The organism is Haloferax sp. Atlit-48N (assembly GCF_003383015.2).
Classification (GTDB): domain Archaea; phylum Halobacteriota; class Halobacteria; order Halobacteriales; family Haloferacaceae; genus Haloferax; species Haloferax volcanii.
This window is the reverse complement of the sequence record NZ_CP137689.1, coordinates 913,568-939,352: the sequence shown is the minus strand read 5'-3', so window position 1 is coordinate 939,352 and position 25,785 is coordinate 913,568. Positions and strand designations below refer to the sequence as shown.

Below are 25,785 nucleotides of genomic sequence, written 5' to 3'. Positions count from 1 at the left end.
CGACCCCACGTGGTGGCATGGTCGAAACTGAGACGTACACCATCGAGGGACCGGGCGGAGACACCGAAGCGCTGGAACTCCCCGCGGGCCTCGTCGACATCTTCGCGGAGCAGGGCGAAGACCCGACCGACGTCGTCGCCGACGTGGTCGTGCAGGCGTTCGCACAGCAGGCACACGTCGTCGCGCACCACAGCGAGGGCGGCGCGCCGGCCGACATCGCTGAAATCAACGAACAGATGGAAGAGCTGTTCGAGGAGCGCTTCGGCGTTCCGCTGTCGGACGCGCTCGGTCACTCGCACTAAGCCGCGTTCGCGGCTCGCGGTTCACAGTTTTCTCTGTCGTTCCGAGTCGAAAGCGAGAGCCACGCGTCTGGGCCGTCGTGGCGGGTCCGCCGCGCTCAGATGAACGCCAGCGGGACCATGACGGCGAAGCCGGCGACGAGGCCGGCGAGCAGTTCGACCCGGCCGCCGCGCGGGAGGCGCTTTCCGAGTTCGAGCGCCTCGGGGATGAACTCCGTGAGGACGAGAAACACCATCGCGCCCGCCGCGAAGCCGAAGCCGAACGGGAGGAACTCCCGGGCGATGCGGACGAAGTAGAACGCGATGACCGCGCCGATGGGCTGGGGCAGACTGGAGAAGATGGCCCACCAGACGAGCTTCCAGTTCGAGACGTTCATCGACCGCAGCGGGATGGAGATGGCCAGCCCCTCGGGGACGTTGTGAATCGAGATGGCGATAGTCATGAACACCGCGAGCAGCGGGACGACGAAGCCGAACAGCTGGAAGCCGCCGTCGAGGCCGAGGTCGGCAAACGAGACGCCGACGGCGACGCCCTCGGGAAAGCTGTGGACGGTGAGGATGCCGAGAATCAACAGCAGTTTGCGGAAGTCGGCCTCCTCGTACTGCTTGGGGTTGACCTCCGCGCCCTCGATGACGTGGTGGGCGACGAGGACGAGCGCGACGCCGGCGAGCATTCCGATGCCGAGTTGGAGCGGCGTCCCGTTCGCGAGTCCCTCGAAGACGAGGCCGAACAGCGACGCCGACACCATGATGCCCGAGGCGACGCCCCACAGCGCCACGTTCCAGCGGTCGCTCACGTCCGAGACGAAGAAGAACGGAATCGCGCCGACCCCGGTCGCGATGGCCGTGACGAGCCCCGCGAGAAAGACGAACGTGAGAGCGGCAAACTGGTCCATACCGAACGTAGCCACTCGGCGCCGATAAGTATTATCATATACCAGATATTTTTGGCTCGCCTAAATATTTGAGTTGCGGGTAGCAAGCCTCAGACAGTTTAGATGGGCCAAAAACTCCGACAGGAAGATGAGATAGATATTCTGATATATCGGGACTCTGCGGTCAGTCGTCGGCCGGCGACGCGCCCTCGGGTGAGTCGGTGTCGCCGCCCATCGGGGAGACGGGGGTGGCCGCGACGGAGCGGGCCGACCCCATCCAGCGCTCGACGTTGGCCGAGACGTAGTCGCGCGCGCCGAAGGCGACCGCGCCGCCGACGCCGATGGCGAGGGCCGCGGCGATGCCCCACGCGAACGCCTGCGCGATGGTGAACAGGATGGCCACGTCGATGCCCATCGTGCTCAGACCGATGACGACGGCGGTGAAGTAGAGGAACATCCGGGTGCCGACCGCGAAGACGCTCGTGTACGGCGTCTCGGTCGCCGCGCGGGTCCGGGTGATGGCGTCACCGATGAAGTCGGCGACGACGAATCCGAGGACGATGACGAGCAGGCCGGCCACGAACGACGGCGCGTACGACGCCGCGGTCGAGACCCATTCGGAAAACAGGTCGACCGCGAGCACGTCGGCGGCCGCGAGCACGGCGATAGCGTAGACGAACCACTTGCCGAGCGTCCCGAACGCGCCCGAGACGGCCTTTTCGGTCCCGCCGAGAATCTTCCCGACGGGCGTCGCCAACACGGCCTTGTCGACTTCGACGCGGTCGGCGACCCGCGTGATGAGCCGGGCCGCGATGCTGCCGATGAACCAGCCGACGATGAGAATCAACAGCGCGCCCACGAGCCGCGGGACGAACGCGAGCACGGCGTTGGTCAACTCTGCGATGGACTCGGTCAGCGTGACTTGTAACGGGTACATTGTTGCGGGTGGAACGTCGCGCTCCCCGAAGTTAGTTAAGAATACAAGAACCGTGAATAAAACCATCTCGTAATCGGAACCCTCCGGTTTCTCCGATACTCGGGGAAAACGGACGAACTGGCGATTCTATCGGTTGATCTTTGATTTCTCGACCGGCCGACTCGCGGGCGAGACGGTCTCTGGTTCGAGCGCGTCGGCCGTGATTTAATCTCAGCTTGATTCGTCGCCCCGGCCGCGAGAACCGGTGCGTTCGTCGGCGAGACGGCCGAGCTGCGTCGCGATTTCCTCCATGGCGACGACGAGTCTGGCGGCGTACCAGATGACGACGACGATGACGACGAGAAACACCCACGCGAGGACTTGCTGGGCGATGAGAAGCGCGTAGGCGAGCGTCAGCGCGAGGAACACCGCGACGGCGACTTTCGCGCCCGCGGTCCGGTGGAGTGGCGTGTCGTCCGGTGGTGGGGACATGGCCCGTCGTTTTCAGGCAACGGAGTTATATGTTTGGCCGCCACGGGCCGGCGTCGATACCCCCCACTTGACGAGCGTATTCGGCCCAATTCTGTGGTATAAATCACGAACCCTCCCGATTAATTGCGCTACTGTATCGTGCCACCAAAGGCCGTGAGAGCGCCCACACCACCGAGTTTATCAGTCAATGACGGGAATCAACAACCAATGGGAGAGCTATCCGAATTGTTCGCGCCGAACCGAATCGCGGTGGTCGGTGCGACCGAGCGCGAAGGAGCAATCGGGCGGGCAATCATGGACAACCTCATCGACGAGTTCGACGGTGAGGTCGTTCCGGTCAACCCCAAGTACGACGAACTGTTCGGCCTCCAGTGCTACGGCGACGTCGGCGAGACGGACGCCGACCTCGCGGTCATCGTCGTCCCTCCGAAGGTCGTCCTGCCGGCGATGAAGTCCGCCGGGGAGGCGGACATCCAGAACGTGGTCGTCATCACCGCCGGCTTCGGCGAGACGGGCAGCGAGGGTGCCGCCCGCGAGCAGGAACTCCGCGACATCGCGGAGGAGTACGACCTCAACGTCGTCGGCCCGAACAGTCTGGGCATCATGAACACGGACGTGGGCATGAACGCGACGTTCGGCCCCGACATGGCCCTCGACGGCAACATGTCCTTCATGAGCCAGTCGGGCGCGTTCATCACGGCCGTCATCGACTGGGCTAACGACGAGGACATCGGCTTCAAGGACATCGTCTCTTTGGGTAACAAGGCCGTCCTCGACGAGGCCGACTTCATCGAGGCGTGGAACGACGACCCCGACACCGAGGTCATCATCGGCTACCTCGAAGGCATCTCGGCGGGTCGCGAGTTCATCGACTCCGCCCGCGACGTGACGAAGGACACGCCCATCGTCCTCGTCAAGTCCGGCAAGACCGACGCCGGCGCGCAGGCAGCCTCCTCGCACACCGGCACCATCGCCGGCTCCGACGCCGCCTACGAGGCCGGCCTCGAACAGGCGGGCGTCATCCGCGCGGACTCCGTCCAGCACCTGTTCGACACCGCCCGCGTGCTGGGCGACCAGCCGCTCCCCGAGAACAAGGACGTGGCCGTCATCACGAACGCCGGCGGCCCCGGCGTCATGACGACCGACGCCATCGGCGAGTCGGAACTCCAGATGGCCGACTTCACCGACGAGACGCTCGAAGCGTTCTCCGAGTCGCTCCCCGCCGAGGGGAACATCTACAACCCGGTCGACATCGTCGGTGACGCCGACAACGCCCGGTTCAAGGAGGCCCTCGACGTGGCGCTCGCCGACGACAACGTCGGCATGGCGCTCGTCTTGACCTGTCCGACGGCCGTCCTCGACTACAACCAACTCGCCGCCGACACCGTCGAACTCCAACAGGAGTACGACAAACCCATCGCCGCCTGCTTCATGGGCGGCGAGCGCGTCGATGCCGCCTCCGACGTGATGAAAGACGCCGGCATCCCGAACTACTTCGACCCCTCGCGCGCCGTCGACGGCCTCGAAGCGCTCTCGGAGTACGCCGACATCCGCCAGCGCGAGTACGACGCGCCCACCGAGTTCGACGTGGACCGCGAGCGCGCCCGGGAAATCCTCGAAACGGTCAAGGACCGCGACGAGACTCGCCTCGGCGTCGAAGCGATGGAACTGCTCGACGCCTACGGCATCGAGACGCCGGCCGGCGACATCGTCGACGACCCCGCCGACGCGCTCGAAGTCGCGGAGGACATCGACGGCAACGTCGTGATGAAAATCGTCAGCCCGGACATCCTCCACAAGTCCGACATCGGCGGCGTCAAGGTCGGCGTCGAAAACGAGGACGTCTACGACGCCTACGAGGACCTCATCACCCGCGCGAAGAACTACCAGCCCGACGCCAACATCCTCGGCGTGCAGGTCCAAGAGATGGTGAACCTCGACGACGGCGTCGAGACCATCGTCGGCATGAACCGCGACCCGCAGTTCGGCCCGCTCATGATGTTCGGCCTCGGCGGCATCTTCGTGGAAATCCTCGAGGACACGACGTTCCGCGTCGCGCCCGTCTCCGAGACGGAAGCGGAAGACATGACGAAGGAAATCGACGCCGCGCCGATGCTCCGCGGTGCCCGCGGTAACGACCCGGTGGACATCGGCGGTATCACGGAGACCATCCAGCGACTCTCCCAGCTCGTCACCGACTTCCCGGCCATCCTCGAACTCGACATCAACCCGCTCGTCGCGCTGCCGGACGGCGTGAAGGCCGTCGACGTTCGACTCACCGTCGACCCGGACGAACTTTAAACACTTCACCACCCTATCACTCAACAATGAACACGGTACTCGTCACCTCGACCGGAGAAAGCACCGGGAAGACCGCAATCACGCTCGCACTCGGCGTCCTCGCCACGGAGCGCGGACTGGACGTGGGCTACATGAAGCCCAAGGGCACCCGCCTCCAGTCCAGCACCGGCAAGACGCTCGACGAGGACCCGATGCTCGCCCGCGAACTGCTCGACATCGACGCGGAGATGCACCAGCTCGAACCCGTCGTCTACTCCCCGACGTTCATCCAGGGCGCGGTCCGCGGCAAGGAGAACGCCGAGGAGCTTTCGGAGGTCATCTCCCACCACTTCGAGGACATCTCGGCCGGCAAGGACCTGATGCTCGTCGAGGGCGGCGGCTCCTACCGCACCGGCGGCATCGTGGACCTCACCGACGGCGACGTGGCGGACCTCCTCGACGCCGAAGTCGTCCTCGTCGCCGACTACCAGCACCCGAGCGACCTCGACGACGTGGTCGCGGCGGTCGAAGACATCGGCCCCGACCGCCTCGCGGGCGTCGTCTTCAACCGCGTGAGCGATTCCGCCTACGACGAACTCGAAACCGAGGTCGCGCCGTTCCTCGAAGCCCGCGGCGTTCCCGTCCTCGGCGTCGTCCCGACCGAAAAGGACCTCGCGGGCGTCACTGTCGAGGAACTCGCCAACGAACTCGGCGCGGACCTCGCGACCGACGCGCCGACCGACGCCTTCGTCGAGCGCTTCCTCGTCGGCGCGATGGGCGGCGACGCGGCGCTCCGCTACTTCCGCCGCACGAAGAACGCCGCGGTCATCACCGGCGGCGACCGCGCGAACATCCAGCGCGCCGCGCTCGAAGCCCCCGGCGTCAAATGCATCATCCTCACCGGCGGCCACCGACCCGTCGGGGCCGTCATCGGCAAGGCCGAAGAGAAAGGCGTCCCGGTGCTCCTCGTCAACGGCGACACGCTCTCCGTGACCGACCGCGCCGAGGACATCGTCAGCACGGGCCGCACCCGCGACGAGCGCACGGTCAACCGGATGCGCGACCTGCTGTACGAACACGCCGACATCGACGCCATCATCGGCAACGTCGAGCCGTCCGGCGACGGCGGCGCGGCTGACGACGGTGCGACTGACGACGCGGCCGCCGACGAAGACGACGAGTAACGGCCAACGCGTCGGTATCGACTACGGTACTGATTTTTTCGGGATTCGGACTCAGACCCCGTTTTCGTCGCGCTCGCGACTATCGAGGTAGTCGTTGACGAGCGACGGCGCGCCGACGCCGACGCCGAGGAGCGCGAAAAACGAGAGGACGAACTGTCCGGTGGCTAGCTCGACGAGATAGGCGGCGGGGAGGGCGGCGAGGACGAACCCGGTGACGACGAGCGTCTGTCGGGAGACCATACGCCCGCTACGGTGGTCAGGAAGTTAATAGTTCCAGGTCACGTTACCGGTGGCCGGTCAGCAGCGCCAGCCGCGGTCGGTGTCGTTCAGGAGTTCCGCGCCGTCGTCGGTGACGACGACGAGGTCCTCGATTCGGACGCCGAACTCGTCGGGGAGATAGACGCCCGGTTCGACGCTGAAGACGTTCCCGACTTCGAGTTCGCGGTCGCTCCCGGCGACGATGTACGGCTCCTCGTGTACGTCGAGACCGACGCCGTGGCCGGTCCGGTGGATGAATCGGTCGCCGTAGCCCGCCTCCTCGATGACCTCGCGGGCCGCGCGGTCGACGTCGCCGGCGGCGACGCCCGGTTCGACGGTCTCGACGGCGGCGGTCCGGGCGGCCTGTACGACGCCGTGGACCTCAGCGAACTCCGCGGGCGGTTCGCCGGCGAAGACGACGGTTCGGGTCTGGTCGCTCGGGTAGTGGTCGACGACGGTCCCGAAGTCGAGGACGACCGGGTCGCCCGACTCGATGACGCGGTCGCCGTGGCTGTGGTGGGGCATCGCGCCGTTGGGACCTGACCCGACGAGCGGGCCGAAGGGAATCCCCTCGCCGCCCTCGTCCGCGAGGTGGCGCTCGATTTCCGCGGCGAGTTCGTTCTCGGTCATGCCGACGGCGTCCGCGCCCATGTCGCGGACGCGCTCGACCGCGCGGTCGACGGTCGCCCCGGCGCGGCGGAGCGCGTCGAGTTCGGCGTCGTCCTTCCGCGCGCGCAGCGGCGCGACGACCTCGCTCGCGAGGCCGAAGTCGGCGTCGGGGAGCGCCGCCCGGAGGTCCTGCGAGAAGCGCGCCCACATCGTGTCGTCGACGAGGACGCGGCCGCCGGCGAGGCCGAGGTCCGAGACGATGTCCGCGAGGGCGTCCCGCGGGTCGTCGTCGTCGCTCCACGTTCGCACGTCAGCGACCCACGACTCGGCGCGGACCTGCGTCTCGTAGAGGTCGGGGACGAGGAACGCCGGCGCGCCCTCGCGAGGGACGAACAGAAGCAGGTGGCGCTCTGCGGGTTCCTCGTCGAAGCCCGAGAGGTACAGCAGGTTTCGGCTGGGGAACAGCACGGTCGCGTCGGCGTCCACGTCGGTCAGTCGCTCCTGACAGGCGCGGGTCCGTCGTTCGAAGGGCGTCATGCGAGTCGATACGAGCGCCGGGGGAAAAGCGTGGGCGGTCCGCGAGCGCGGCGGGTCGCGGACCACCGGCCGGCCCACCCCGGTCCGCGGGCGTCCTACGCCCCGAGGTCCAGCGGGTCGTAGAGCTGGCCGGTGATGGATTCGAAGGCGTCGGAGGCGGTCACGAGGCCGACCACGGAGCCGCTTTCGGGGTCGCGGACCATGGCGAGTTCCTGATTCTCCTCCTGAAAGCGGTCGATGAGGTCGCTGACCGAGAGGTCCGAGGGGACCGAAAGCGGGGGCGCGGCGATGTCGTCGAGGCGGCGGTCGCCCGACTGGAGGCGGTCGATGTTCGAGAGCACCGTCGGCGCGTAGACGACGCCCCGCACGTCGTCCAGCGAGTCCCCGACGAGCGGGAACCGCGAGTGCTGGGGGTTCGACCGGACGCGTTCGAGGCTCTCGTCGGTGGTCGCGTCGGCCGAGAGCGCGACGACGTGGTCGGCGGGGACCATCACGTCGCGGACGGGCAACTCACCGATTCGGAGCGCGTTGAGCACTTCCTCGCGGCGGTCCTCGGGGAGCGAACCCTGTGAGAGCACGTCCCCCATCTGGCTGCGGACCTCGCCGCGCGTGAGCCGGGTGCCCTCACCCGCGGAGCCGTCGCCGTCCTCGTCGTCGAGTTCGGCTTCCTGCCACGAGCGGGTTATCTCGACGCCGACGAGCGACAGCAGGCGTTTCGCCAGCCAGTCGGCGACGACGATGACCGGGTACATCAGCTTCGTCCAGCCGTAGAGGACGGGCGCGGTGTACTTCGCCACCGTGCGGGAGCGCTCGACGCCGAGGTACGTCGGCACCTGCTCGCCGAGGACGACGTGCGAGAGGTTGATGACGACGAGCGCCAGCCCGACCGAAAGCGACGTGTGGGAGCCCGCCGCCCCGCCGCCGCCGAGGACCGCGTCGAACGTGGCCGCGACCGCGGGTTCAGCGACGACGCCGAGGCCGACGCTGGCGATGGTAATCCCGACCTGACAGCCCGAGAGATACACTTCGAGTCGCTCCGTCATCTCCCACGCGAGTTCGAGCCCGCGGGAGCCCTCGAAAGCGGACTCGTCGAACTGCGGGACGCGCGTCATCGCGAACTCGGAGACGACGAAGAAGGCGTTCGCGAGCAACAACACCAGACCGCCGCCGAGGCGAAGCGCGGTTTCGACACCTACCATGTACCGCGAGCGTTCGAACCGGACTCCCCTGAGGGTGTCGGCTCGGCCCCGCGGTGTGAACGCCCCGCGGACGACGCCGATGGGTGGCGCTTCCGGGCGGTAGACGCGACCGGCGTGCGAGAGACACCTTAGCGCTCGAACAGCTTTATCTCGCGGGGCGTCGCATTGTCGGCCATGAGTTGGAAAGCAATCGACGCCCTCGACGACGCTCGTGACGCCACGACGTCGCTCCTCCTCCCGTTCGACGCGGGTCGATGGGCGCGCCTCGCATTCATCGCCCTCTTCGTCGGTGGTCTCGGCGGGAGCGGCGGTGCCGGAAGCAACACCGGCACGACCACCCCCACCGGAGGCGGCTCGACCGACATCCCGACCGATTCGCTCCCCGGGTTCGTGACGCCCGAAAACGTCTTCGCCGCGGTCATCGCGCTCGTGGCGGTCGGTATCGTCCTCTGGCTCGTGTGGATGTTCGTCGGCTCCGTGATGCAGTTCGTCCTCGTGGACGCCGTCGTCACGAAAGACGTGCGCATCCGCAAGCCGTTCCGCGAGCGCTTCTGGCTCGGCGTCAGGCTGTTCGGCTTTCAGGCCGGGCTGTTCGTCGCCGTCCTCGCGGTCATCCTGCTCCCGATCGCGGCGGTGCTTCTCGGTTCCGTCGCGGTCACGCCCGCGGTTGGCCTCCTCGCCATCCCGCTCGTCTTCCTCGCCATCGCGCTACTGCTCGTCGTCGCCATCGTCATGCAGTTGACGACCGACTTCGTCGTCCCGACGATGATAGCCGAAGACCGCGCGCTCCTGTCGTCGTGGGGACGGGTCGTGCCGGTGTTCCGCGCCGAACTCTCCGAGTTCGGCCTGTACGTCATCGTCCGGTTCATCCTCGGCATCCTCGCGAGCATCGCTGTCGGCATCGCGGCGCTCCTCGCCGTGCTCGTCGTCGCCATCCCCTTCGCCATCGTCGGCGGCGCGGCGTTCCTCGCGCTCAACGCCGCGAACGTCGCGCTGTTCTCGACGGTCGGCCTGGTCGTCTTCGGCGCGCTCGGCGTGCTGTTCGTCCTCGCGACCATCGCGGTCGGCGCGGTCGTCCAGATGCCCGTCGTGACGTACTTCCGGTACTACTCGCTGTTCTTGCTCGGCAGCGCCGACGACTCGCTCGACCTCGTCTCGCAGTTCCGGTCCGACGACGACTCGTCGGCCCCGGACGGCCCGACGCCCGCCTGAGAATCGAAGACTCGCTCACCGACTTGGCCCGCCCGCCGACCCGGGTTCCTTTTTTTCACCCCGCCGTCGACGTGACCGCCTCGCGGTCCAGCCGTCCGAGGAGCACGAGAATCGGAACCATCAGCGCGCCGCCGACGACGAACGGTGTCCAGAACGCGACACCGGTGTAGAGCCCGCCGGCCAGCGCCGGCCCGAACGTCCGAGCGAGGCTTCCGGCGCTCTGAGTGAGACCGAACGCGCCGCCCTGCTCGTCGTCCGTCGCCGAGCGGGAGACGAGCGTGTTCAAAGAGACGTTCGTGAGCGCGTTGCCGAACGACAGCGGCGTCATCACGACGAGCAACGCGAGCACGCCCGCCGGGAGGACGGGACCGACAGGCAAGAGCGCACCGAGGTCGGGGACGAACGCGCCCAGTTGCGGTGAGAAGGGGACGGCCGCGAGCGTGAGCACCTGAATCGCCGCGCCGCCGACCGCCAGTCGGTACTCCCCGAAGCGGTCGGTGAGCGGGCCGACGAGGCCGCCCTGGACGACCGCGAGGACGACGCCGACGTAGGTGAGAAGCACCGCGTTCTCGGTCGCGCCGTAGCCGTACTGGTCGTTGGTGAGGAAGATGAACTGGCTTTCGAGCGCCGAGAAGGCGAAGGAGACGAGGAAAAAGGAGGCGACGAGCGTGCCCAGTCCGGGCGACCGGAGCGCCGAAAGGAGCTGTTGGACGCGAGACTCGCGGGGCTCGGCCGAGGCCGGCGTCTCGTGCGCATCCGGCGGCCGCGACTCGGGCAGGACGAAAAAGGCGACGACGAGGTTCGTCCCGGTGATGACCGCGGCGGCGAAACTCGGCAGCGAGAACTCCGAGACGGGGACGAACGCGGGCAACACGCCCCGCGCGGCCGCGATGACCGATTCGCTGGCGAAGAAGCCGCCGAGCGCGGGGCCGAACACGAAGCCGAGGCCGAAGGCGGCCCCGAGGAGGCCGAGCCCCTTCGCCCGGTCGTCCGCGGCGGTGATGTCGGCGATGTACGCCTGCGCCGTGGCGATGTTGCCGCCCATCGCGCCCGCGAGCATCCGCGCGGCGAACAACACCGCGAGCGACCCGGCGACGCCGAACAGGAGCCACGCCAGAACGCTCCCCGTGAGCGACAGGAGCAGCACGGGCCGCCGACCGCGGGAGTCCGAGAGGCGACCCAAAAGCGGCGCGGCGAGGAACTGCATCGCCGAGTAGGAGGCGATGAGCAGGCTCCCGACGAACTCCGTCGCGCCGAACGAGAGGGCGTACAGCGGAATCACCGGGATGAGGATACCGAACCCGAGGAGGTCGACGAAGACGATGAGAAACACCACCCCGAGCGCCCGCCGCGGGTTCTCGACTGTCATCGTCTCCTCCGTTGGCGCGGCGTGGAATAACCACACCGATACCGTCCGTCTCGGACAGTAAGCGGTGATTAATTAATACGTTGACACGCCTGCGTGTCAGTATGTCCTTCGAATGGGTCTCGTACTTCACGTGCGAGGAGTGTGGGCTGGAGCGCCCGTCGCCGGAGGTTCCCTACGACCGACTCGGGTACGCGGTCTGTCCGGGGTGCGGTGCGGAGACGCGCCCGGCGGCCGCGGCGATGGCCGACGCCTCGACGCCGGTGGATGGGTAGACACTTCGGGCTTCGCCGCCACTCACCGGCATGAGCTGGACGGAAGTCCGTCGGGACGACCGCATCGTGGAGTGGGAGCGGAGCGACGGTCACGCGACCATTCGGCTCCGACGCGGGCCGAACGCGTGGCACGTCAGAGTCGACCGGCTCTACCAGTCCGCCGAGGGCCGCGGCTACGAGGGCGAGCGGTTCGAGTCGGAAGCCGAGGCGCGCGAGACCGTCGACGCGTGGAAAGCCGAGTACGACGTGGACGGCTGACGCCGGGCTACTGGAGTCGACGGGTCGTCTCGACAAGCGGGTGTCGGGCGTAGTCGACGATGTCGATGTCCGAGATGGAACTGAGGCCCTCCTTTTCGGCGGTCCGCTGCATCCCGAGTTCGACGGGGTCGTCGACGACGATGACGTAGGCGTCCATCTCCTCGATGCCGATGCGGTCGGCCGCGAGGACGCGGTGGTGGCCGTCCGCGAGGAGCAGCGTCCCGTTGTTGTCGATGACGACGAGCGGTTCGGCGAGGCCGCGTTCGAGTTCGTACCGGCGACCGTCGAGTTCGTCGGCGTAGACGCGGGCCTGCGTGGGGATGAGGGCCGAAAGCGAGACCGTGCGGCGCTCTTGGTGGACCGTGATGCCGTGAATCTGTTCGAGCGTTCGCATGAGTTTGCCCACCTTCTCGGGCGTCGCGCGCTCGATTTGGCTCCGGATGACATCGGTGTTCGAGATGATGCCGACGAGGTTACCCGCGTCGTCGACCACCGGGAGTTTCTGGATGCCCGACCGGAGGATGACGCGGGCGGCGTCGTTCACGTCCATCTCGGGATGAGCGACGACGAGGTCCGTCGCCATCACCGTCTCGATGGGCGCGTCGTCCGCCGACAGGAGGATATCGCGGGCCGTGACGAAGCCCTCGGCCTTGCGTCCGTCGCAGACGGGGAACCCGTTGTGTCCGTCGCTCTCCGCGATGCGTTGGGCGACGTCCGCGACCGTGTCGGTCGGAGAGACGGTCTGGACCTCGCGCGTCATGTACTCCTTGACGGTCGCTTTAGTAGTCATCTCCCACCTGATAGGGCCACCGTCGGCAAAAACGTGTGGGCGCTCACTCATCTAACGGGTACTCGAAGGCCACGTCGGTGTCCAGACTCGGCGTCGGCGTCGCGTGTTCGAGCGTCTCGAACACCCGTCCGGCGACGATGTCGGTGACGATGGTCGCGAGCGACTCCCGAGAGTCGTCGCCCACGTCGTCGAGGATGCCGAGCGGAATCTGTGCGCCCGCCATGTCGGCGTGGCCGCCGGCGCTCCCGATGGAGCCGAGCGCCTCCCGGAACGCCTCACCGAGGTCGACCCGCGCTCCGCGGGCGCGACCGGAGACGTAGACCGTCCCGTCCATCAGGCCGTAGACGACCGTCACCTCGACGCCCTCCATCCCGAGGAGGTGGTCGGCCGCCTGCGCGAGCGCGTCCCGCTCGCGGATGTCACCGACGTTCGTCGTGAGGACGTTCCCCCGAACGTCGCGGTTCGAGACGGCGCGCGCGAGCGTCTCCATCGTCTCGGAGGTCAGACTCGGCGTCTCGACCCGTTCGAGCAGGTCCACGTCGACGTGCGGGATGAGGAAGGCGGCGGCCTCGAAGTCGGCGGTCGACACCTCCCGCGTGAAGTCGTTGGTGTCGACCTGAATCCCGAACAACAGCGCGGTCGCCACCGTCGTATCGGGGACGATACCGAGCCGTTCGAGATACTCAGCCAGCAGCGTGCTCGTCGCGCCGACGCCGCGTCTGAGGTCGACGTACGCCGCCTCGACCGGCGCGCGCGGCGGGTGGTGGTCGATGACGACGTCGATGGTCGTCTCCGGCGGCAGGCGGTCGTTGACGCCCGGCCGGGAGTGGTCGACGAGCGCGAAGCCGGCGTACTCGTCGTCCGCGGGCACCTCGTCGAGGACGCGGAGGTCCAGTTCGAGGAGGTTCACGAGCGCGCGGTTCTCCTGGTGAGAGATATCTCCGAAGTAACACACGTCGGCGTCGACGCCCGCCCGCTCGGCGATGGCTTGGAGCGCCAGCGCCGCGGCGATGGCGTCGGGGTCGGGGTTGTCGTGCATCACGACCGCGAGCCTGCCGTCGACGTTCCGAAGGACCCGCATCAGCCGGTTCAGCCGCTCCGTGTGCGACGTGCCGACGGCGTCGAGGATGCGCTCTGTGACCACTCGGCGCGGGTCGATGACCTCGTCGGCGAGGTCGTAGATGTCGGCGCGCACCGACGGGGCGGCGTCGTCGCCGAGGTAGACGACGAGCGGCGCGTCCGGATAGTGGTCGCGGGCCGCGCGCGCCGCGTCGAGATTCCCCTGCGGCGACTGTCCGCCGACGACGACGAGGTCCACCTCGTCGGGGTAGGTCGACGGGTCCGCGGGGTCGCCCTCTCGCGCGGCGATGCCGTCCGAGCGGAGGTCCTCGGCGCGGCCCTGTCGGTCGGTGACGACCGTCACCGTCCCGCCGCGGCCGGCGAGTTGCCCGACGAGGCCCCCACCGAGCGACCCGCAGCCGAGAACCAGGCGACGTACCATACACGGACGGTCGAACTCCGGCCGCAAAACCCTACCGTCCTCCCATCCGGCGATGATATTATGTCATGGCATACTATGACACATATACGATGGAACTCGAGACGCAACTGCTCCCCGAATCGCGAGCCGAGTCGTTCGTCCGAACCTGTCGAACCGTCGTCGGCGACGACCTCAGGAGCGTGACGTACTTCACGCACGACCGCTGCGAGCAGATATACCTCCGGAACGACCTCGAAGCCGACGCCGACCTCACCGGATTCGTCGAACACGAGACCGACGGGTTTCAGGCCCGAACCGCCTATCGCGGCTCCGAACTCGGTGACTACCGCTACACCGTTCGCGCGTTCGACCACGGCTACCTGACGCGGGTGACCGCAGACGACAAGGGCGTGTTCGTCACGACCGACGGCCTGACGCTCAGGCGCTCCGAGGAGTTGGCGTCGGCGCTCGGCGAGTTACTGCGGGAATAAAAGAAATCGAACGGAGTTGAACCGAACCGCCGAAATGCTCAGAAGAGCGCGGCGGCGACGGTCTGAGCCGTCTCGATGACGGGCTGGAAGCCGGGCAGGAGCAGGACCGTCCCCACCGCGGCGAAGACGATCGCCACGTAGAGACCGACCGGCTGACTGCCGATTTCGAGGGGCTTCGACGGCTCCTCGATCCACATCGCCTTCACGACGCGGCTGTAGTAGAACAGCGACAGTGCGCTGTTGACCGCGCCGACCGCGGCGAGCCACCAAAAGCCGGAGCCGATGGCCGACTCGAACAGGGCGTACTTCGAGAAGAAGCCGCCGAACGGCGGAAGCCCCGCGAGCGAGAACATGAAGACGGTCATCGCCGAGGCGGCGATGGGTGCCTTCGACGCGATGCCGTTGTAGTCCTCGAACGTGCGGCCGAGGCCCCACTTTTCGACCATGGCGATGAACAGGAACGCGCCCGTGTTCATGAAGCCGTAGACGAACAGGTGAGCCATGCTCGCGCCGAGGACGTCACCGTTCGCGGCACCGCCGTCGGTGGTGATGGCCGCGAGACCGATGAGCGCGTACCCCGCGTGACCGATAGAGGAGTACGCGAGCATCCGCTTGACGTTGTTCTGCGTCGCCGCCGCGAAGTTACCGAGCGTCATGGTGACGACGGCGAGCACCGCGAACAGCAGCGACCAGTCGACGCTCCCGCCGCCGATTGCGGTGACGGTTTCGAGGGGGAACGCGACGGTGAACACGCGGAAGGCGACGGCGAAGCCGGCCGCCTTCGACGCCGACGAGAGGAACGCGCTCACAGGCGCTGGCGCGCCCTCGTAGGCCTCCGGCGCCCAGAAGTGGAACGGGACGGAGGCGGTCTTGAACGCGAAGCCGCCGGCAATCATCAGCACGCCGAGGCCGAGGACGCCGACCAGTTCGGTGCCCTCAGCGAGCGTCGCGGCGATTTCCGGGAGCACCAGCGAGCCGGTGACGGCGAACACGAGGCTGATACCGAACGCGAACACCGCCGACGACAGCGCGCCGATGAGGAAGTACTTCAGCCCGGCCTCGATGCTGCCGCGGTCCTTCTTGAGGAACGCGACGAGCGCGTACGAGGGCAGGGACGCCAGTTCGAGGCTGACGAAGACGGTCGCCAGCGAGTTCGACATCCCCATGAGGGTCATGCCGGTCGCGGCGAACAGCACGAGGGCGTAGAACTCGCCTTGGTACTGCTGGTCCGCGAGGTAGTCGTACGAGGCGACCGAGACCATCGCGGCGACGCTGGTGAAGATGAGCGTGAAGAACAGGCTCATCCCGTCGACGACGAGCGCGTCGCCGTACAGCGAAATCGCGCCGCCGGTGGACTCCATGCCGGTTCCGCCGATGAGGAACCAACCGGCGATGCCGCCGGCGGCGAGCGCGCCGAGCGTCGCCGTGCCGGCCAGGAGGCCGTTGTTCGTGGAGTCGGGGTCGATGGTGTCGATGAGCAGCAGCGCGAGCCCCGTCAACGCGAGCACGATGGCGGGAGCCGTTGCGAACCACTGGGGAGCGGACTGGAGGGGCGTCATCTAGAACGCACCTCCCAGTTCGAGAATCGGGTTAACCGCGTCCTGAATCATCGTGAAGAAGATGTCGGGCGAGACGCCGAGCACGATGGTCAGAAGCAACAGCACCGCGAGGGGTGCAACGTCGTGGAACGGTGCCTCCGTGATGTCGTAGTCGCCGTCGAACCGGAACGGTCCGAACAGCGTCCGCTGCATCGCGAACAGCAGGTAGCCGGCGACGATGACGATACCGAACATCGCGGCGCCGGTGAACAGCGGCATCGCCTCCATCACCGTGGACTCGAACGCGCCCTTGAAGATGAAGAACTCGGCCGCGAAGCCGGCCATGAGCGGCAGGCCCATGTAGCCGAACGCGCCGGCGACGAAGATGCCCGCCGTGACGGGCATCCGGTCGGCGATGCCGGACATGTCCGACACCATGCGCGTGTGGGTCGTGTTGTAGATGACGCCGACGGCCATGAACATCAGTCCGGAGATGAGGCCGTGGGCGACCATCTGGAAGGTCGCACCGCCGACGCCGTAGGTGGTGTAGGCGATGAGACCGAGGATGACGTACCCCATCGACGAGACGGAGGAGTACGCGACGATGCGCTTGAGGTCCTGCTGGGCCAGCGCGAGCAGTGCGCCGTAGATGACGCTCGCGACGGCGAGCAGGGCGATGGGCAGCGCGAAGGCGCGCGCCGTCTCCGGCAGCATCGTGAAGTTGAACCGGAGCAGGGCGTACGTACCCATCTTCAGGAGGACCCCCGCCAGCATGACCGACACCGGCGTGGGGGCCTCGACGTGTGCGTCCGGCAGCCACGTGTGAAGCGGGGCGACCGGGACCTTCACCGCGAACCCGAAGAACATCGCGACGAACGCGACAGACGCGAGCGCGCCGGCCGACAGTCCCGCGAAGCTCCCGAGCTGTCCGGCCTGCAACGCCTGCGCGATTTCGGGCAGGCGGAACGACGAGATAGAGTCGCCGAGACCGAACACGAGCGAGATGAAGCCGATGAACATCACGAGCGACGCGATGTTCGTGTAGACGAAGAACTTGATCGCCGCGTACTTGCGGCGTGGACCGCCCCAGACGCCGATGAGGAAGTACATCGGCAGGAGCACGGCCTCCCAGAAGATGAACCAGACGAAGAAGTCGAGCGCCGTGAAGACGCCGAGCAGGTTCGCCTCCATCAGGAGCATCAGGCCGAAGAACTGGGACTGACGCTCCGAGATGGGCGTCCACGCGCTGACGATAGCGAGCGTGGTGAGGATGGTCGTGAGGACGACAAGCGGCATGCTGATGCCGTCGACGCCGACCATCCAGTGAATGTCGTACTGGCCGAGTTGCAGCCAGGCGATGTCTGTCTCGAACGCGATGTTCCCGCCCAGGAGGGCGTTCCCGCTCGCGTCGTACTGTTGCCACATGTAGAGGCTCCCGACGACGGGGGCCAGACTCAGCGCGAAGGCCGCCTTGCCGGCGTACCGGTCCGGCAGGACGAAGGTGACCAGCGCGGCGAGGAACGTGACTGCGATGAGCGCTTCGATTATCATGCGAACCAACCTCCGAGCAGACCGAGACCGAGAAGCAGCGCGGTCAGACCGAGCGTGAGGAGCGCCGCGTAGTTGCTCACCACACCGGTCTGGACGCGCTTGACGCGACCGCCAGCGAACAGGCTCACGCTGGAGATACCGTTGACGACGCCGTCGACGATGCCCTGGTCGAACTTATCGAGGGCGCGCGAGATGGGCTGGACGACGCCGGTCGCAATCCAGACCTGGTACTCGTCCTGGTAGTAGTTGTTGTACAGTACGGTCTTGATGCTCCCGAGCTTGTCCGTGTGTTCGACGGGCTCGGGGACGTTGTACAGGCGGTAGGCGAGTCCGGCACCCGCGAGGGCGAGGGCCAGCGAGACCAGCCCCGGCGCGATAGAGCCGATGCCGGCCGGGTGGAGCCCCGCACCGACGCCGCTTTCGAGCACTTCGAGGTAGTGGTGCGCGGTCAGCGACGAGATGCCGCCGTCGAGCCAGTCGTGGAGGAACGTGAGGTGAATCCCCGTGAGGTCCTCCACCGGAGCCATGTTGACGAGGCCGGTGACGGCCGCGAGCACGCCGAGGACGGCGAGCGGGAACTTGACGTTCCAGCCGAAGCCGTGCGGGTCGCGCGCGGTGTCGCTACGCGGTTCGCCGTGGAAGGTGAGGAACACCATCCGGAAGGTGTAGAACCCGGTGAAGAACACGGCGATGAGCCCCATCGCGTACGCGATGAGGAAGACGGTTCCGAGACCACCGTCGGTCCCGAGCCCGTGGTTGAGCGCCTCGTAGAGAATCTCGTCTTTCGACCAGAAGCCGGCGAACGGAACGATGCCGGCGAGGGCGAGCGAGCCCGAGAGGAACGCGTAGTACGTCACGGGCATCTTGTCTTTGAGGCCGCCCATGTCCCACATGTTCTCGTTGTGGTGCATCGCGATGATGACCGCACCGGCACCGAGGAACAGAAGCGCCTTGAAGAAGGCGTGCGTGAGCAGGTGGAACGTCGAGGCGACGTAGCCGCCGACGCCGAGCCCGAGCATCATGTAGCCGTACTGGCTGATGGTCGAGTACGCGAGCACCTGCTTGATTTCTTTCTTGACGACGCCCATCGTCGCGGCGAAGAGGGCCGTGAAGCCGCCCACGAGCGCGATGATACCGAGCGTCGTCGGGGTCAGCGCGTAGAAACCGTACATCCGGGCGACGAGGTAGACACCCGCGGCGACCATCGTCGCCGCGTGAATGAGCGCGGAGACGGGGGTCGGGCCTTCCATCGCGTCCGGAAGCCACGTGTGCAGGGGGAACTGCGCGGACTTACCGACGACGCCCCCGAGAACGAGGAGGCCGACGACGGTGAACCACGCCTGTTCGCCCATGCCGAGGAACGTGTTGACCGCGTGCTCGCCGTGGAGCGCCTCCTCGGCGAGGACGGGGAACGCCTCGGGACCGGCGAACGCGGCCGAGCCGAACGTCGCGAACACCGCGACGACGCCGATGAGGAAGAAGTAGTCACCGAAGCGGGTGACGAGGAACGCCTTCTTCGCGGCGCTCGGCGGGCCCTCCTGGCGGAACCAGAAGCCGATGAGCAGGTAGGAACACAGCCCCACCAGCTCGAAGAACATGAACGCCATGAGGAGGTTGCTGGACACGACGAACGCCAGCATCGACGCGGTGAATAGGCCGAGCCCGGCGTAGTAGCGCGGGAGGCCCGTCTCGCCCTCGTCGTTCATGTAGCCGAGGCTGAAGATGTGGACGAGGACGGCGACGAGCGTCACGATGACGAGCATCATCGACGAAAGCGGGTCGATGAGTAGGCCGAAGTCGAGCGTCACCGCGTCGCCGGCGCCGGTCGCCCACGTGTAGATGTGTTGGTTGTAGGTCTGTCCGCCGCTGACGGCGAAGAACGTCGCGATGGACAGGACGAACGAGCCCGCCGTCGCGCCGATACCCGCCAGCGCGCCTCCCTTCGGCATGTACCGTCCCGCCCCGAGCGCGATCAGGAACGAGAGGAACGGGAGGAGGACGATGGCCGGAGCGAAGTCTAAGATACCTGCCATAGATTACCACCTCATCGTGGTCGCGTTGGTCACGTCCACGCCGTCGAAGTTGCGGTACAGTACGAGGATGATGCCGATACCGACCGCCACCTCGGCGGCGGCGAGCGCCATCGTGAACAGCCCGAACGTCTGGCCCGTCACGTTACCCCAGTAGTAGGAGAACGCGACGAGGTTGATGTTCGCGGCGTTCAGCATCAGTTCGACCGACATCAGGAACAACAGCGCGTTCCGACGGGTCAAGAGGCCGAAGATGCCGATGCAGAACACGGCGGCCGACAGAACGAGGTAGTACTGCGCGGGCACCATCAGTTGTCACCCTCCTCGTCGTCGAACAGCGTCTGCTTGAGCTCCCGACCGCCGTCGGTCAGGATGGTCCGCATCTGCCCCGTGGTGTCCTCGCGGCGAGCGAGGAGCACCGCGCCGGCGAGCGCGGCGACGAGCACGAGGTCGATGATTTCGAACGCGACCAGCATGCTCTCGCCGTCGACGCTTCCGAACCCGAGGTTGAACATCGAATAGCCGATGCTCGCGGTGATGTTTGCTCCCTCCGGGAACCCCTGTGGGTTCGGGAACGACGCGCCGAGGAACACGACCGCCATCACGACGAACAGCGCGACGGCAGCGAGTCCGGGCACGAGGTGCGAACCGAGTTTCAGCTGCGGTTTGGTTGTCATGTACTACTCACCTCCGGATTGATACGCGTCAGCATCACGGCGAACGTGATGAGAATCAGGACCCCGCCGACGTAGACGAGGACCTGCATGGCGGCGAGGAACTCCGCCTGCAACATCACGTAATGCACCGCGACGCTCAAGAGCGCGCCCCCGAGCAGGAGTGCGGAATGCCAGATGTCCCGCACGAGGACGACGCCCAGGCTGCAACCCACGGTGACGAGGGCGAACAGCGCGAACGCGATGGTTTCATAAACCATTGTGTGTGTCTCCTTGAGATATCCCTTTGAACATTTCGAGAACGTCCTCAGCGTCCGGTAGCGGACGCGGGCTGACGGGACTCGAACGATTCACTCGCGGTCATGTTACTGGTAGTCGACCTCTCCTTCGCCCTCGCCGACCCACGCGTTGCGGTCGGGGTTGCGGGAGTTGAGCGGGTCGATATCCTTGTACCACGGGACGTTCTTGAGCTGTTCTTTGTTGTAGACGAAGTCGTTTTTCGTGTCCGCCGTGAACTCGAAGTTCTGCGTGAGCAGGATGGCGTCGACGGGACAGACCTCCTCGCACAGCCGGCAGTAGATACACTGGCCGATGTGGAGGTTGTACTGCTCGCCGTTGCGCTGGTCGTCCTGAACGATCTGAATCGTGTCGTTCGGACAGACGTTCTCACACTGGCGACACCAGATACACCGCTCTTGGCTGAACTTGTGGACGCCGCGGAAACGCGGGCTCACTTCGGGCGCGGTCTCGGGGTACTCGACCGTGAACGTCTGCCCGTCGAGCGCGTGCTTCAGCGTCACTGCCATGCCTTTCAGGATTCCGATCATGCAATCACCCCCACGATGATGGCCGTGAGAACCAGGTTGGCGAAGGAGAGCACGAGCATCCCCTTCCAACCGATTTCGAGGAACTGATCGACGCGAAGGCGCGGCACTGCGGAGCGCGCCCACTGGGTGAACAGGAAGAACGCCCAGATTTTGATTGTGAACCAGACGAATCCGGGCAGGACCGGGCCCGCCGGACCGCCGAGGAACAGGGTCGCCGCGATAGCGCCGCCGAGGAAGATGTGGATGAACTCACCGAGGTAGATGAGCACGAAGTAGACCGAGGAGTACTCGGTCTGGTACCCGGCGACAATCTCGGTCGGCGCTTCGGGGATGTCGAACGGGTTGCGGCCGACCTCCGCGAGGTTCGCGATGACGAACAGCGCGAACGCGAAGGGGTTCACGAACGCGAACCACGTCGGAATCGTCACGCCGGCGACCGAAAGCAGCGGTTCGGCCTGCACGGCGACGATTTCGCTCATGCGGAGCGACCCGGCGAAGATAACGACCGAGGCCGCCGTGACGACCAGCGGAATCTCGTAAGCGATGTTCGCCGCGACGGCGCGGAGCGCGCCGATGAGCGAGAACTTGTTGTTCGATGCGTAGCCGGTCATGACGATGCCGAGCGAGGCGATAGACGCCGCGGCGAAGGCAAAGGCGAGACCGGTTTCGGGGTCCGCGAGCTGGATGCCGTTGCCCATCGGGATGACGGCGAATCCGAGCAGCGCGGAGAAGGGAATGACCATCGGCGCGAGGTCCCAGGCGGGACGGTCGACGCCCTCGGGGACGACGAGTTCCTTCGACAGCAGACGGACCGCGTCCGTGACGATGGTCAGGAGACCGAACGGACCGATTCGGTTGACCGCGATGCGGTCGGCGAATGCGGCCGTGATTTTCCGCTTCGCCCACGGCCCGGCGAACGCCGTCATGATGAGCATGATGTTGGCGACGAGGAACGCGCCGACGAGGCCGCCGACGACGTCCCCGAGGATGCCTTCGAGACCGAGGAGGCCGCTGACCGTGTCCGGAAGGACCGCTTGCAGATGCATCACCTGTCCACCTCTCCGAGCACGATGTCGAGGCTGCCGAGCGAGGCAATCATGTCCGGAATGTACTCACCCTCGGACATCTCGGGGAGCGTCTGGAGGTTCGAGAAACACGGGCTCCGAATCTTGAAGCGAGCCGGCTTGTCCGTGCCGTCCGCGCGGATGTAGATGCCGAGTTCGCCCTTCGCGCCCTCGACGGCGCGGTAGATCTCCGTGTCCTCGTCGGGCTTGAGGGTGCGCGGAACGTTCGCCTGGATGTTCCGCTCGTCTTCGGGCCAGTCTTCGAGCAGGTCGACACACTGCTGGATGATCTTGGCCGACTCCTCGACTTCGCGCATGCGCACGAGCAGGCGCGAGAAGTTGTCGCAGCCGTCCTCGACGACGACGTCCCAGTCGAGTTCGTCGTAGTAGCCGTAGGAGTCGTCGCGACGGAGGTCGTAGTCGATACCGGAGCCGCGGGCGACCGGCCCGGTCGCGCCGTAGCTCTTTGCGACTTCCGGCGGCAGGACGCCCGTGCCGACCGTCCGGGCCTGCAGGATTTCGTTCGAGGTAATCATGTCGTGGTACTCCTCGAGCGCCTGCGGGAGCCCGTCCATGAAGTCGCGAATCTTCTCGAAGAACTCCTCGCGGGGTTCGGGGAGGTCCCAGACGACCCCGCCGAGCCGGAAGTAGTTGAACATCATGCGCTGGCCCGTGAGGTCCTCCAGAATGTTCTGGACGATCTCGCGGTCCCGCATGGCGTACATGAAGATGGCCGTGAAGTCGCCGTAGACGTCCAGCGCGAACGTGCCGAGCGCGATCATGTGCGACGCGATGCGGCACAGTTCCGCACCCATCGTGCGGATAATCTGGGCGTACTCGGGCACCTCGATGTCCGCGAGGTCCTCGGCGGCGCGGGCGTACGCCCACTCGTTCAGGAGACCCGACGAGATGTAGTCCCAGCGGTCGGGGTACGGCATAATCTGGTGCCGGTAGGTCCCCTGTTGACACATCTGCTCCTCGCAGCGGTGGAGGTAGCCGATGTCGGATTCGAGGTCGACGACCTGTTCGCCGTCGACGACCGTCTCGACGTGCAGCACGCCGTGGGTCGCCGGGTGGTGGGGACCGATGTTGATGTACATCGTGTTGCTGTCCCCGGCGCGGTGGTCCTCTTCGAGCGGGTTGGCGTGCTCGCGGAGCGTCGCAATCTGCGGGCGGTCCTGGTCGTAGTCAAGCCCGAGCGGGTGACCCTGCCACGTCTCCGGCAGGAGGATGCGACGCAGGTCCGGATGGTCCTCGTACTGGATACCGACGAGGTCGTACGCCTCCCGCTCGTGCCAGTCGGCCGTCCGGAACACCGGCTCGGCGGACTGACTGACCGGGTTGTCCTTCGACGTGGGCACGACGACCGAGACCTCGTCGGTCCGGTCGTCGAACTTCGTCAGGTGGTAGATGGACTCGTAGCGGTCCTCGTACTCCTGTGCGGTCACACACGAGAGGTGGTCGAAGCCCGCTTCGTCGCGGAGCTTGAACAGCGCGTCTTGGACCTCGTCGGGACGGATGACGAGGCCGGGCGCGTTCAGGTGCTCTTCGCGGCCGACGACGAGGTCGCCGAGCAGCTCTGCGAGTTCGTCGCCGCGGCTGACGCCCGATTCGAGTTCCGCGGGGTCGTCGGACTGCTGTTCTTCGAGGCTCATGGCGAATCAGCCCAGTTGTACCGCATGACGAGGTCCTCTTCGTCGATCTCCTCGGCGAGCTTGTCGACGATTTCGTCGCGTTCGAGGTCGCCGAACTGCTCCAGCTCGTACGGCTTGACCGTCACCGGGCTGGACTCGCCGTTGGCGATGCGCTCTTGCAACTTCGCGATACCGTAGATGAGCGCCTCCGGGCGCGGCGGACAGCCGGGGATGTGAATGTCCACCGGAATGACCTCTTCTGCGCCCTTGATGACGTTGTAGCCCTCCTGGAACGGGCCGCCGGAAATCGTACACGACCCCATGCCGACGACGAACTTCGGTTCGGGCATCTGGTCGTAGACGCGCTTCATGCGCGGGGCGAACTTCGAGACGATGGTCCCCGGCACGATAATCACGTCGGCCTGCCGCGGCGACGCACGCGGGACCCCGGCCGCAAAGCGGTCGAGGTCGTGTTTCACCGAGTAGGTGTGCATCATCTCGATGCTGCAGCACGCGATACCGAACTGCAGCATGAACATCGAGGACCCGCGGACCCAGTTCATGAACTTGTCGAACTTCGTGAGGATGAACGGTGACGAGCCGAACGCCTCCCGAAGCTTCGAGTTGAACCGGTCGTCCGCCCCCGCCATGCGGGCGTCGCGAGTCTCGGTCTGTACCTGTGTGTCGTCCGTGACGAATGGCTTCTGTTCGCTACTCATGCATCTTGCCTCTCTGTCTTACGACGGTTTGCCTGCGGGCTTTTGACCCACTTGACTGCGCCGTTGCGCCACGCCCAGACGAGGCCGACGACGAGGACACCGATGAAAACGAGCATCGGCGTCAGAATCGTCGCCAGCGACGCGCCCTGTTCGAGGGCCGAGCGGTAGATGACCGTCCAGGGGAAAATTAGGACGGTCTCGATGTCGAATACGAGGAACAGCAGCGCGACCATGTAGTACTGAATGTTAAACTGGACGCGCGCCGTGCCTGTCGGCACCTCACCACTCTCGTACGTGGCACTCTTTCCTTGTTCCGGTACGCTTGGGCGAAGCAGCGCCGACACCGCCATCATCGCGAGCGGTATGCCGACACCGACCAGCCCCATCGCACCGATTGCAATCCAATCACTCATGCCGTGTCTCCCTGACGTGCGGCGGTTAGAAGCGCTCCCCTATAAACATTGATTTGTGTGTTTCGGGCGCGAGAGGGCTTCTATTTGGAAAATACGCGAGAGACGCCCGGAACCCCGCACGGGCGGGGTTTCGCCGCCGGAATCGACCCCCACAGACGCGGAAACGACCGGGCGGTGACCGACCGCGAAACGCGCCCCGCTACCGCGACTCGCGGAAGCCGGCGACGCCGAGGTCGTGGAGCGCGGCCGAGGTCTCGGCCACGTCGGACACGAGGTCCTCGTGGTAGTCGACGAGTCTGTCTTCGAGTTCGGGGTAGCCGCGGGAGAGCGCCTGTACGGCCGACAGCGCCGCGTTGAACGACTTGCCGGCGTCGACCGCGACGATGGGTGCGCCGGTCGGCATCCCGATGACCGAGTCGACCGACTTCTCCTGAACGGGGACGCCGACGACCGGAATCGGGTACGCGATGGAGGCAGTCATGTTCGGGAGGTCCGCGGACTTGCCGCCCGCGCCGGCGATGATGACCTCGACGCCGCGGTCGCGCGCGGTGTCGCCGTAGGCGTACATCAGGTCCGGCGTCCGGTGCGCGGAGACGACGTACGTCTCGTAGGTGAATCGCTCCTCGGGCGGCGCGTCGAAGTCCGTCTGTTCACCGAACCCGAGCGTGTCCAGCGCCTCGTGCGCGCCGGACATCACGTCGAGGTCGGAGTCGGACCCCATGATGATACCCACGTCGGGCGTCGTCTCGGGGTCGCGGTCGGCGTCGGCCTGTGCGTGCAGTTCGTCGATGAGGTCCCGTTCTGTCGTCATGGT

The 25,785-nt window shown here is 66.4% G+C and carries 28 protein-coding genes; 7 read left to right on the top strand and 21 right to left on the bottom strand.

Going from position 1 to position 25,785, the window contains the following annotated elements:
• Positions 1–17: 17 nt before the first annotated feature.
• Entirely contained in the window at positions 18–302 is a 285-nt protein-coding gene (locus DEQ67_RS05105; RefSeq protein ID WP_006600505.1) for a DUF7545 family protein, read from the top strand.
• Positions 303–397: 95 nt separating this feature from the next.
• Here the strand turns inward: DEQ67_RS05105 and DEQ67_RS05100 are convergent, their stop codons facing one another.
• The 3 genes from DEQ67_RS05100 to DEQ67_RS05090 form a co-directional block, all read right to left on the bottom strand.
• Complete coding sequence (locus tag DEQ67_RS05100) at positions 398–1,195, bottom strand: ZIP family metal transporter (RefSeq protein WP_115802368.1); 798 nt, start codon at positions 1,193–1,195, stop codon at positions 398–400.
• A gap of 163 nt (positions 1,196–1,358) precedes the next feature.
• A complete protein-coding gene (locus tag DEQ67_RS05095) occupies positions 1,359–2,111 on the bottom strand; it encodes a mechanosensitive ion channel family protein (protein WP_004043941.1) in 753 nt (250 codons plus the stop codon).
• A gap of 210 nt (positions 2,112–2,321) precedes the next feature.
• The gene (locus tag DEQ67_RS05090; protein ID WP_004064088.1) at positions 2,322–2,582 is read right to left on the bottom strand and encodes a hypothetical protein; all 261 of its coding nucleotides are present in this window, start codon (positions 2,580–2,582) and stop codon (positions 2,322–2,324) included.
• Between the two features lie 207 nt (positions 2,583–2,789).
• Here DEQ67_RS05090 and DEQ67_RS05085 point away from each other — a divergent pair, with 207 nt between their 5' ends.
• A complete protein-coding gene (locus DEQ67_RS05085) occupies positions 2,790–4,883 on the top strand; it encodes an acetate--CoA ligase family protein (protein WP_115891315.1) in 2,094 nt (697 codons plus the stop codon).
• A gap of 26 nt (positions 4,884–4,909) precedes the next feature.
• On the top strand, positions 4,910–6,046 hold the full coding sequence (locus DEQ67_RS05080) for a phosphotransacetylase family protein (RefSeq protein WP_004043944.1): 1,137 nt from the start codon (positions 4,910–4,912) through the stop codon (positions 6,044–6,046).
• A 51-nt stretch (positions 6,047–6,097) separates the two neighbouring features.
• Here DEQ67_RS05080 and DEQ67_RS05075 read toward each other — a convergent pair whose 3' ends face one another.
• From DEQ67_RS05075 to DEQ67_RS05065, 3 genes are all read right to left on the bottom strand, one after another.
• Positions 6,098–6,286 (bottom strand): hypothetical protein, encoded by a 189-nt coding sequence (locus tag DEQ67_RS05075; RefSeq protein WP_004064092.1) that lies wholly within the window; start codon positions 6,284–6,286, stop codon positions 6,098–6,100.
• A 57-nt stretch (positions 6,287–6,343) separates the two neighbouring features.
• Positions 6,344–7,450: a M24 family metallopeptidase gene (locus DEQ67_RS05070; RefSeq protein WP_115860163.1), complete on the bottom strand. Its 1,107-nt coding sequence runs from the start codon at positions 7,448–7,450 to the stop codon at positions 6,344–6,346.
• Between the two features lie 95 nt (positions 7,451–7,545).
• On the bottom strand, positions 7,546–8,649 hold the full coding sequence (locus DEQ67_RS05065) for a hemolysin family protein (RefSeq protein ID WP_115802364.1): 1,104 nt from the start codon (positions 8,647–8,649) through the stop codon (positions 7,546–7,548).
• Between the two features lie 174 nt (positions 8,650–8,823).
• On the opposite strand from DEQ67_RS05065, the gene DEQ67_RS05060 reads away from it, so the two are divergent.
• On the top strand, positions 8,824–9,861 hold the full coding sequence (locus DEQ67_RS05060; protein ID WP_115860165.1) for a DUF7544 domain-containing protein: 1,038 nt from the start codon (positions 8,824–8,826) through the stop codon (positions 9,859–9,861).
• 55 nt (positions 9,862–9,916) lie between these two features.
• Here the strand turns inward: DEQ67_RS05060 and DEQ67_RS05055 are convergent, their stop codons facing one another.
• A complete protein-coding gene (locus DEQ67_RS05055) occupies positions 9,917–11,230 on the bottom strand; it encodes an MFS transporter (RefSeq protein WP_006600508.1) in 1,314 nt (437 codons plus the stop codon).
• A gap of 101 nt (positions 11,231–11,331) precedes the next feature.
• On the opposite strand from DEQ67_RS05055, the gene DEQ67_RS05050 reads away from it, so the two are divergent.
• Together DEQ67_RS05050 and DEQ67_RS05045 are read left to right on the top strand one after the other, a co-directional pair.
• Complete coding sequence (locus tag DEQ67_RS05050; protein WP_004043950.1) at positions 11,332–11,502, top strand: hypothetical protein; 171 nt, start codon at positions 11,332–11,334, stop codon at positions 11,500–11,502.
• A 30-nt stretch (positions 11,503–11,532) separates the two neighbouring features.
• Positions 11,533–11,760 (top strand): DUF7543 family protein, encoded by a 228-nt coding sequence (locus DEQ67_RS05045; protein WP_004043951.1) that lies wholly within the window; start codon positions 11,533–11,535, stop codon positions 11,758–11,760.
• A gap of 7 nt (positions 11,761–11,767) precedes the next feature.
• Here the strand turns inward: DEQ67_RS05045 and DEQ67_RS05040 are convergent, their stop codons facing one another.
• On the bottom strand, positions 11,768–12,550 hold the full coding sequence (locus DEQ67_RS05040; RefSeq protein ID WP_004064102.1) for a CBS domain-containing protein: 783 nt from the start codon (positions 12,548–12,550) through the stop codon (positions 11,768–11,770).
• Between the two features lie 43 nt (positions 12,551–12,593).
• Positions 12,594–14,051, bottom strand: coding sequence for a DHH family phosphoesterase (locus DEQ67_RS05035; protein ID WP_004064103.1), 1,458 nt, complete (start codon positions 14,049–14,051; stop codon positions 12,594–12,596).
• 89 nt (positions 14,052–14,140) lie between these two features.
• Between DEQ67_RS05035 and DEQ67_RS05030 the strand changes: the two genes are divergently transcribed.
• A complete protein-coding gene (locus DEQ67_RS05030; protein ID WP_004043954.1) occupies positions 14,141–14,521 on the top strand; it encodes a DUF7522 family protein in 381 nt (126 codons plus the stop codon).
• Between the two features lie 38 nt (positions 14,522–14,559).
• Here DEQ67_RS05030 and DEQ67_RS05025 read toward each other — a convergent pair whose 3' ends face one another.
• From DEQ67_RS05025 to purE, 12 genes are all read right to left on the bottom strand, one after another.
• Positions 14,560–16,080: an NADH-quinone oxidoreductase subunit N gene (locus tag DEQ67_RS05025; RefSeq protein ID WP_004064104.1), complete on the bottom strand. Its 1,521-nt coding sequence runs from the start codon at positions 16,078–16,080 to the stop codon at positions 14,560–14,562.
• Positions 16,081–17,610 carry a complex I subunit 4 family protein gene (locus DEQ67_RS05020; protein WP_004064105.1) on the bottom strand — a complete coding sequence of 510 codons (1,530 nt, stop codon included), beginning with the start codon at positions 17,608–17,610 and terminating at the stop codon, positions 16,081–16,083.
• Positions 17,607–19,643, bottom strand: coding sequence for an NADH-quinone oxidoreductase subunit L (gene nuoL / locus DEQ67_RS05015; protein ID WP_115802362.1), 2,037 nt, complete (start codon positions 19,641–19,643; stop codon positions 17,607–17,609). The genes DEQ67_RS05020 and nuoL overlap by 4 nt, the downstream gene beginning before the upstream one ends.
• 3 nt (positions 19,644–19,646) lie before the next feature.
• The gene (gene nuoK / locus DEQ67_RS05010; RefSeq protein WP_004043958.1) at positions 19,647–19,949 is read right to left on the bottom strand and encodes an NADH-quinone oxidoreductase subunit NuoK; all 303 of its coding nucleotides are present in this window, start codon (positions 19,947–19,949) and stop codon (positions 19,647–19,649) included.
• The gene (locus DEQ67_RS05005) at positions 19,949–20,317 is read right to left on the bottom strand and encodes a hypothetical protein (protein WP_004043959.1); all 369 of its coding nucleotides are present in this window, start codon (positions 20,315–20,317) and stop codon (positions 19,949–19,951) included. The genes nuoK and DEQ67_RS05005 overlap by 1 nt, the downstream gene beginning before the upstream one ends.
• The gene (locus tag DEQ67_RS05000; RefSeq protein ID WP_004043960.1) at positions 20,314–20,574 is read right to left on the bottom strand and encodes an NADH-quinone oxidoreductase subunit J; all 261 of its coding nucleotides are present in this window, start codon (positions 20,572–20,574) and stop codon (positions 20,314–20,316) included. Before DEQ67_RS05000 ends, DEQ67_RS05005 begins: the two co-directional genes overlap by 4 nt.
• Before the next feature lie 105 nt (positions 20,575–20,679).
• Positions 20,680–21,141, bottom strand: coding sequence for a NuoI/complex I 23 kDa subunit family protein (locus tag DEQ67_RS04995; protein WP_004043961.1), 462 nt, complete (start codon positions 21,139–21,141; stop codon positions 20,680–20,682).
• Positions 21,138–22,187 carry a complex I subunit 1/NuoH family protein gene (locus DEQ67_RS04990; protein ID WP_004043962.1) on the bottom strand — a complete coding sequence of 350 codons (1,050 nt, stop codon included), beginning with the start codon at positions 22,185–22,187 and terminating at the stop codon, positions 21,138–21,140. The genes DEQ67_RS04995 and DEQ67_RS04990 overlap by 4 nt, the downstream gene beginning before the upstream one ends.
• On the bottom strand, positions 22,187–23,860 hold the full coding sequence (locus DEQ67_RS04985) for an NADH-quinone oxidoreductase subunit D (protein ID WP_004064108.1): 1,674 nt from the start codon (positions 23,858–23,860) through the stop codon (positions 22,187–22,189). The genes DEQ67_RS04990 and DEQ67_RS04985 overlap by 1 nt, the downstream gene beginning before the upstream one ends.
• Positions 23,857–24,558 carry an NADH-quinone oxidoreductase subunit B gene (locus tag DEQ67_RS04980; RefSeq protein WP_004043964.1) on the bottom strand — a complete coding sequence of 234 codons (702 nt, stop codon included), beginning with the start codon at positions 24,556–24,558 and terminating at the stop codon, positions 23,857–23,859. Before DEQ67_RS04980 ends, DEQ67_RS04985 begins: the two co-directional genes overlap by 4 nt.
• Complete coding sequence (locus tag DEQ67_RS04975; protein ID WP_004043965.1) at positions 24,555–24,971, bottom strand: NADH-quinone oxidoreductase subunit A; 417 nt, start codon at positions 24,969–24,971, stop codon at positions 24,555–24,557. Before DEQ67_RS04975 ends, DEQ67_RS04980 begins: the two co-directional genes overlap by 4 nt.
• 199 nt (positions 24,972–25,170) lie before the next feature.
• The gene (gene purE, locus DEQ67_RS04970; protein WP_004064110.1) at positions 25,171–25,782 is read right to left on the bottom strand and encodes a 5-(carboxyamino)imidazole ribonucleotide mutase; all 612 of its coding nucleotides are present in this window, start codon (positions 25,780–25,782) and stop codon (positions 25,171–25,173) included.
• Positions 25,783–25,785: the final 3 nt, after the last annotated feature.

Excerpts from the sequence above, each read along its gene's own strand:
- DEQ67_RS05040 (WP_004064102.1), bottom strand. The coding sequence starts at position 12,550 with ATGACTACTAAAGCGACCGTCAAGGAGTACATGACGCGCGAGGTCCAG.
- DEQ67_RS04990 (WP_004043962.1), bottom strand. The coding sequence starts at position 22,187 with ATGCATCTGCAAGCGGTCCTTCCGGACACGGTCAGCGGCCTCCTCGGT.
- DEQ67_RS05060 (WP_115860165.1), top strand. The coding sequence starts at position 8,824 with ATGAGTTGGAAAGCAATCGACGCCCTCGACGACGCTCGTGACGCCACG.
- purE (WP_004064110.1), bottom strand. The coding sequence starts at position 25,782 with ATGACGACAGAACGGGACCTCATCGACGAACTGCACGCACAGGCCGAC.
- DEQ67_RS05075 (WP_004064092.1), bottom strand. The coding sequence starts at position 6,286 with ATGGTCTCCCGACAGACGCTCGTCGTCACCGGGTTCGTCCTCGCCGCC.
- DEQ67_RS04995 (WP_004043961.1), bottom strand. The coding sequence starts at position 21,141 with ATGATCGGAATCCTGAAAGGCATGGCAGTGACGCTGAAGCACGCGCTC.
- DEQ67_RS05100 (WP_115802368.1), bottom strand. The coding sequence starts at position 1,195 with ATGGACCAGTTTGCCGCTCTCACGTTCGTCTTTCTCGCGGGGCTCGTC.
- DEQ67_RS05055 (WP_006600508.1), bottom strand. The coding sequence starts at position 11,230 with ATGACAGTCGAGAACCCGCGGCGGGCGCTCGGGGTGGTGTTTCTCATC.
- DEQ67_RS04980 (WP_004043964.1), bottom strand. The coding sequence starts at position 24,558 with ATGAGTAGCGAACAGAAGCCATTCGTCACGGACGACACACAGGTACAG.
- DEQ67_RS05035 (WP_004064103.1), bottom strand. The coding sequence starts at position 14,051 with ATGGTACGTCGCCTGGTTCTCGGCTGCGGGTCGCTCGGTGGGGGCCTC.
- DEQ67_RS04985 (WP_004064108.1), bottom strand. The coding sequence starts at position 23,860 with ATGAGCCTCGAAGAACAGCAGTCCGACGACCCCGCGGAACTCGAATCG.
- nuoL (WP_115802362.1), bottom strand. The coding sequence starts at position 19,643 with ATGGCAGGTATCTTAGACTTCGCTCCGGCCATCGTCCTCCTCCCGTTC.
- DEQ67_RS05070 (WP_115860163.1), bottom strand. The coding sequence starts at position 7,450 with ATGACGCCCTTCGAACGACGGACCCGCGCCTGTCAGGAGCGACTGACC.
- nuoK (WP_004043958.1), bottom strand. The coding sequence starts at position 19,949 with ATGGTGCCCGCGCAGTACTACCTCGTTCTGTCGGCCGCCGTGTTCTGC.
- DEQ67_RS05050 (WP_004043950.1), top strand. The coding sequence starts at position 11,332 with ATGTCCTTCGAATGGGTCTCGTACTTCACGTGCGAGGAGTGTGGGCTG.
- DEQ67_RS05065 (WP_115802364.1), bottom strand. The coding sequence starts at position 8,649 with ATGGTAGGTGTCGAAACCGCGCTTCGCCTCGGCGGCGGTCTGGTGTTG.
- DEQ67_RS05045 (WP_004043951.1), top strand. The coding sequence starts at position 11,533 with ATGAGCTGGACGGAAGTCCGTCGGGACGACCGCATCGTGGAGTGGGAG.
- DEQ67_RS05095 (WP_004043941.1), bottom strand. The coding sequence starts at position 2,111 with ATGTACCCGTTACAAGTCACGCTGACCGAGTCCATCGCAGAGTTGACC.
- DEQ67_RS05080 (WP_004043944.1), top strand. The coding sequence starts at position 4,910 with ATGAACACGGTACTCGTCACCTCGACCGGAGAAAGCACCGGGAAGACC.
- DEQ67_RS04975 (WP_004043965.1), bottom strand. The coding sequence starts at position 24,971 with ATGAGTGATTGGATTGCAATCGGTGCGATGGGGCTGGTCGGTGTCGGC.
- DEQ67_RS05020 (WP_004064105.1), bottom strand. The coding sequence starts at position 17,610 with ATGATAATCGAAGCGCTCATCGCAGTCACGTTCCTCGCCGCGCTGGTC.
- DEQ67_RS05025 (WP_004064104.1), bottom strand. The coding sequence starts at position 16,080 with ATGACGCCCCTCCAGTCCGCTCCCCAGTGGTTCGCAACGGCTCCCGCC.
- DEQ67_RS05085 (WP_115891315.1), top strand. The coding sequence starts at position 2,790 with ATGGGAGAGCTATCCGAATTGTTCGCGCCGAACCGAATCGCGGTGGTC.
- DEQ67_RS05005 (WP_004043959.1), bottom strand. The coding sequence starts at position 20,317 with ATGACAACCAAACCGCAGCTGAAACTCGGTTCGCACCTCGTGCCCGGA.
- DEQ67_RS05030 (WP_004043954.1), top strand. The coding sequence starts at position 14,141 with ATGGAACTCGAGACGCAACTGCTCCCCGAATCGCGAGCCGAGTCGTTC.
- DEQ67_RS05000 (WP_004043960.1), bottom strand. The coding sequence starts at position 20,574 with ATGGTTTATGAAACCATCGCGTTCGCGCTGTTCGCCCTCGTCACCGTG.
- DEQ67_RS05105 (WP_006600505.1), top strand. The coding sequence starts at position 18 with ATGGTCGAAACTGAGACGTACACCATCGAGGGACCGGGCGGAGACACC.
- DEQ67_RS05090 (WP_004064088.1), bottom strand. The coding sequence starts at position 2,582 with ATGTCCCCACCACCGGACGACACGCCACTCCACCGGACCGCGGGCGCG.